Origin of the sequence: Streptomyces sp. DvalAA-14 (genome assembly GCF_900091855.1) — a bacterium.
Classification (GTDB): domain Bacteria; phylum Actinomycetota; class Actinomycetes; order Streptomycetales; family Streptomycetaceae; genus Actinacidiphila.
The window spans coordinates 1-4,979 of the sequence record NZ_FMCH01000667.1 but is presented as its reverse complement, the minus strand read 5'-3'; the positions used below and the strand labels follow the sequence as shown (position 1 = coordinate 4,979).

At 71.8% G+C, this 4,979-nt stretch carries 3 protein-coding genes and 1 tRNA gene; 3 read left to right on the top strand and 1 reads right to left on the bottom strand.

Going from position 1 to position 4,979, the window contains the following annotated elements; genetic code table 11:
- The first annotated feature begins 121 nt into the window (after nucleotides 1-121).
- Entirely contained in the window at nucleotides 122-850 is a 729-nt protein-coding gene (locus GA0115240_RS35345) for a DegT/DnrJ/EryC1/StrS family aminotransferase (RefSeq protein ID WP_093743256.1), read from the top strand.
- Nucleotides 851-955: 105 nt separating this feature from the next.
- Nucleotides 956-1,028: transfer RNA gene (locus GA0115240_RS35340), tRNA-Thr, on the top strand.
- 70 nt (nucleotides 1,029-1,098) lie between these two features.
- Here the strand turns inward: GA0115240_RS35340 and GA0115240_RS35335 are convergent.
- On the bottom strand, nucleotides 1,099-3,738 hold the full coding sequence (locus GA0115240_RS35335) for a SpoIIE family protein phosphatase (protein ID WP_093743254.1): 2,640 nt from the start codon (nucleotides 3,736-3,738) through the stop codon (nucleotides 1,099-1,101).
- A gap of 493 nt (nucleotides 3,739-4,231) precedes the next feature.
- On the opposite strand from GA0115240_RS35335, the gene GA0115240_RS35330 reads away from it, so the two are divergent.
- Nucleotides 4,232-4,979: HAMP domain-containing protein (locus GA0115240_RS35330; protein ID WP_176725262.1), on the top strand; the 748-nt coding region annotated here is incomplete at its 3' end.

The window sequence follows — 4,979 nt, the reverse complement described above, 5'->3', positions numbered from 1 at the left end:
ATTCAAGAGAGCCCCGGCACCCGAGCTTTGTCTCGGGGGCCGGGGTTTTTCTGTTTCCCGTTACCTCGCGTTCACATCGCCCGGAGACTCTGGGCGCCACGACAGGCGGAGGTGTGGAGACGTGCAGCAGACGACGACTGCCGGACGGCAGCACAGGATCGCTTCGGGCTCAACGGCCTCCGCGTTGCGCGACGCTCTCGTTGAGCTGCGGATCGGCAGTGGCGACGAGGTGATCGTGCCGTCCTTCGGACCCAGCGCACCCGCCGACGCCGTGCGCCTGGCCGGCGCCGTACCGGTGTTCGCGGACATCGACCCGCGGACCTTCTGCCTGGACCCCGACGCGGTGGCTGCCAGCGTCACCTCGCGTACCGCCGCGATCCTGCCGGTGAGCGTGTTCGGGCACCCTGCTCCGCTCGCGCGGCTCGGCGAGTTGGCCGGACGCCGCGCGCTGGCGATCGTGCAGGAGGGCGACGCCGGTGAGGACATCGGGACCGTTGCCCGGCGCCGGGCGCACGCGCGGTTCCTGGACTCGGCGTTGACCGGGGTGATCGTGCCCTACACCGAGCCCGGGGCGCGTCATCTGTACCACCAGTACACGGTCCGGGTTCCCGGCAACGGCCGGCCGGACCGGGATGCTTTCCTCCGCGCGCTGGCGGTGCGCGGGGTCAAGGCGACGGCGAGCGTCCCGGTTCCCGTGCACCGGATGCCGGCGCACCGGTCGGGGACGTTCCTGCCGCAGACCGAACTGGTGGCGGCCGACGCGTTGTCCCTGCCGGTGCATTCCGGGCTCACGCAGCGGGAGTTGACGCACGTCGCCAACGCCTGCAATGCGCTCGGCGGGCTGATCTGACCAGCAGCCGGCCGTCGCCCGGCCGTTGCTCGACCGCAGGTCGGTGACCTCGTATCGGGTTGCACCGCACACCCGTTCATGCGCTACGATCTTCCCGTTGAACCCGCCCCAATAGCTCAGTCGGTAGAGCGTCTCCATGGTAAGGAGAAGGTCTACGGTTCGATTCCGTATTGGGGCTCGCTATGGACAAGGCCCCCGCCATTCGGCGGGGGCCTTTCCTTTTTCCCGATCTCCTTCGGTTTCCCGGCCTACTTCGGCACGCGCATCGCCAGGATCGCCATGTCGTCCGAGGGTGCGTCGGAGGCGAAGCGTTCCACCGCCCGCTGGATGCGGGACGCGACCGCGCCGGCCGTCAGGCCCGTGCAGGTGGCCAGGACTTCGGCGAGTCCGTCGTCGCCGAGCATCCGCGAGCCCTCCCGCCGCTCGGTGACCCCGTCGGTGACGCAGAGCAGGACGTCGCCCGGGTCGAGGGTGATGGACTGCTCGAACAGCTCCAGGTCTTCCATCACGCCCAGCAGCGGCTGGGGTTCGGCGGCCGGCTCCACCGTGCCGTCCGGGCGCAGCCGCAGCGGCAGCGGATGGCCGGCGCAGACCATGCGGAGCACCGCGCTGCCGTCCTGCTGGGGCCACAGTTCGCCGTACAGGAGGGTCAGGAAACGGCTGCGGGCGCCCTCGTCGAGGATGGCGGCGTTGAGCCGTTCCAGCACCGCCGGGCCGCCGAAGCCCTCGCGGGCCAGCAGGCGCAGGGCGTGCCGGGCCAGGCCGGTGACGGCGGCGGCCTCCGGGCCGGTACCGCAGACGTCGCCGATGGCGAAGCCCCAGCAGCCGTCGCGGATGGGGAACAGGTCGTAGAAGTCGCCGCCGACCTCGTTGCCCTCGCCGGCCGCGCGGTAGACGACCTCGACTTCGACGCCGGGGACCCGGGGCAGTTCCGGCGGCAGCAGGCTGCGCTGGAGTGCCTGGCTGATGGCGGTGCGCTCGCTGTAGAGCCGCGCGTTGTCCAGGGCGAGGGCGGCCCGGCGGGAGAGGTCCTCGGCGAGTTCCAGGATCTCCTGGCGGAAGCGCTCGTCGGTGGGCTTGCCCAGGGTGAGCATGCCGATCACCCGGTTGCGGGCCACCAGCGGCAGGACGACGGTCTCGCCGCCGATCGCGGCGGCCGTGGCGAGCTGGATGCCGGGGGTGTTGGCCGGGCGGTTGCTCACCGCGGCGGAGTTCGCGGCGCCGGAGCCGACACCGAGGCTCCGCAGGGAGGCGCGCAGGGCGCTGGAGTGGGCCACGTCCGAGGGATCGGTCCAGATCCGCGCGCCCGGGGTCGGGTCCGGGTCGGGCGGCCGTACTTGGGACAGCAGGGCCTTGATGCCGTCGATGCGGTCCTCGTCCTCGTGCAGGACGAAGGCCAGTTCCGGTTCCGACTGGGACTGTTCGGCGATGGTGTAGACGGCGCACCAGCTGGCCAGCGTCGGTACGGTCATCTGCGCCATCAAGGCCAGCGTCTGGTCGCGCTCCAGGGTGCCAGCCAGCAGGTCGGAGGCCTCGACGAGGAAGGACAGCGAGCCGCGGCGGAGCCGTTCCAGCTCGGTGAGGCGGGCGCTCTCCACGGCCAGTGCGATCCGGTCGGCGGCGAACTGCAGGCGCAGTGCCTCCTGGTTGGAGTAGCGGCCGGGAGCCTCGGCGGCGACGCCGATGGAGCCGGTGAGGCGGCCTTCGACCTTCAGCGGCACGGTGACCACCGAGCGCATGCCGGTGCCGGACAGGAGCGGTACGGCGCCGGGCACGGCGGTCAGGTCCTCGTGCACGGCGGGCATCCTGGCGCTGCCGTAGCGGCCGGTGCCGGCCTCGACGGGGACCCGGGCGAAACGCTGCCGGGCGGAGGGCAGGCCGGTGGAGGCGCGTACCTCCAGTTCGGTCTCGTCGTCGGTGGCGAGCAGCAGGTAGGCGGCGTCGCCGTCGAGCATGTCCCGGGCGCGTTCCACGGTGCGCTGCAGCAGGCTGTCGAGGTCGTCGGGGGCGGGGGAGCCGATGAAGACCTCGAAGGCGTCGGTGCTCTTGCCGCGCTGGGCGAGGCCCGGGTCGGAGTGGGCCGGGCCCCGGGACGGGCTCTGCAGGACGGCGCGCTCCTCGGCGCGTACCAGCAGGCAGACCGTGGAGGGCTCGCCGGCGCTGTCGCGGACCCGCAGGTGGGAGCCGTAGACGGGCAGCACACGGCCTTCGGCGTCGCGCAGGCCGTAGGTGCCCTCCCAGCGGGACAGCTGGAGGGCTTCGGCCAGCCCGATGCCGGTGCCGGGGGTCTGCGGCCAGGCGGTGATGTCGGCGAGCGACTTGCCGACTATGTCGGCGGGGGCGTGGCCGAACAGGTCCGCCGCGTCGTCGTTCCAGCGGGTGATCATGGCGCGGCTGTCGGCCTGGATGACCGCCACCCGGACCCGCTCGTCGGCGACGGGCAGGTCCGTGACGGGAAGGAGGGGGCCGGCCGAGCGGGTGCCGGCCGGGCGCTCGGGCAGGTCGAGCTGGAACCAGACGGTCTTGCCGGCGGCGGTGTATTCCACGCCCCAGCGGTTGGCCAGCGCGGCGCACAGCAGCAGACCGCGGCCGCCTTCGTTCTCGCCGTCGCGGAACTGCCGGCCGCGCGGCTGCATCGGGATCTCGCGCTCGGGGTAGTGGTCGGCGACCTCGACCCGGACCGCGGTGTCGTAGCGCAGACAGGTCACATCGGCGGCGGTGCCGGCGTGCACCACGGCATTGGTGACGAGCTCACTGGTGAGGACGACCGCGTCGTCCACCACGTCGGCGAAGCCCCAGCCGTGCAGGGTGTCGCGGACGAACGCCCGGGCGACGGCGACGGAGCGCCCCACGGGTTCGAAGCTGGCCGCTGCCCGCGCCGTGATCACAGATCTCCTCGTGAGTGTTGCGGTGTTCTCCCGGAGGCTGTGTCCGATCGCGCTGCGGCCGGTTCCCCGCCCACCGACTGAGTCTCGCACTGCCATCAGGCAAGGCTAGTGCGTGGGACCGCGGCCGTCCCGTGCGGTACGAAACCGGGAAACCTTGTGGCCCTTGGCGGTATCGCGGGCGCGGGGTGGACGGCCGGGCGCGACAGTGATCAGGCGTCGAGTACGCCGTGCAAGGGGCCGGTTCCGGCGAGCGACGATGTGGCCGGACCGTCGGGGCTCCTCCTGTCCTGGGCGACAGGGGTTTTTCGCTTTTTAAGCTCGGCAAAGCCGGGGCGAAGGATGAGCCCCGTCCTGGATAGGCCAACGAGCGTTCCGGTGAGATGGTTACGGCGGAAGTTTGCCGGGCCGGTGGGCCAGGGTGAAACACTGGGCTTGTTCGCACAGCAGCGAGCTTGCACATCTGCAGGTCGATCGACCCTCCAGGAGGGACACGGTGGAGTCTGGCGCATCGGCGCGGGGCGCAGTCACGCGTACGAAGAACGGGCGATCCCGTGGCAGCGGGACTGTAGAGGTCGATTCGGCCGCGCTCACCAAGCTGCTCGGGGCGCTGGCCGCGATGCGGGACGGCAATTTCCGCAAGCGGCTCACCGTGTCCGGCGACGGGCCGATGGCGGAGATCGCGGCCGTCTTCAACGAGGTCGCGGACCGTAACCAGCACCTTACCGGCGAGCTGGCCAGGGTGCGGCGGGTGGTCGGCCGGGAGGGCAAGCTCAACGAACGGCTGGAGACCGGCGCCAGCGAAGGTGCCTGGGCGGCGGCGATCGAGGCGTCCAACGCGCTGGTGGACGACCTGGTCCGCCCGGTGTCGGAGGTGGGCCGGGTGCTGTCGGCGGTGGCCGAGGGCGATCTGGTGCAGCGGATGGATCTGCGGGCGCAGAACGCCGACGGGTCGGCGCATCCGCTGCGCGGCGAGTTCCTGAAGGTCGGCCGTACGGTCAACGGGCTGGTCGACCAGCTGTCCGCGTTCACCGACGAGGTGACGCGGGTCGCCAGTGAGGTCGGCACCGAGGGCAAGCTGGGCGGCCAGGCGAAGGTGCGCGGGATGGCCGGGTCCTGGAAGGACCTGACCGACTCGGTGAACACCATGGCGTACCGGCTGACCGCGCAGGTCCGCGACATCGCGCTGGTCACCCAGGCGGTGCTGAAGGGCGATCTGTCACGCAAGGTCACCGTGCACGTGG